1 pseudogene is annotated in these 433 nt (G+C 69.7%); it reads right to left on the reverse strand.

The features are described from left to right. Positions 1-433 (reverse strand): annotated as a pseudogene (locus tag FJV41_RS57450) (serine--tRNA ligase); the annotation flags it as partial.

Raw genomic sequence — 433 nt, forward strand, 5'->3', positions numbered from 1 at the left:
GAACAGGTCGCCTTCGAACTTCGGCAGCTGGCCCGTGCCGCGCAGCGAATCGGCGTTCACCAGGTAGGGCACGTAGCACTCGGTATAGCCGTGCTCGCGCGTCTGCACGTCCAGCATGAACTGCGCGAGCGCGCGGTGCAGGCGGGCGATCGGGCCCTTCATCACGGTGAAGCGCGCGCCCGAGAGCTTGACGCCCATGTCGAAGTCGAGGCCCAGGGGTTCGCCCAGGTCCACGTGGTCCTTCGCGGTGAAGCCGAGCGGCGCCGGATCCTGGCCATCCGGGCTCCAGCGGCGCACTTCCACGTTGCCGGATTCGTCGCCGCCGACAGGCACGCTCTCGTGCGGCAGGTTCGGCACGGCCACTAGCAGCGCGTGCAGCTCGGCCTGGAGCTGCTCCAGGCGCGTGGCGGAGGTCTCCAGCTCGGCCTTGAGG

It is taken from the genome of Myxococcus llanfairpwllgwyngyllgogerychwyrndrobwllllantysiliogogogochensis, from assembly GCF_006636215.1.
In the GTDB taxonomy this organism is placed as follows: Bacteria; Myxococcota; Myxococcia; order Myxococcales; family Myxococcaceae; genus Myxococcus; species Myxococcus llanfairpwllgwyngyllgogerychwyrndrobwllllantysiliogogogochensis.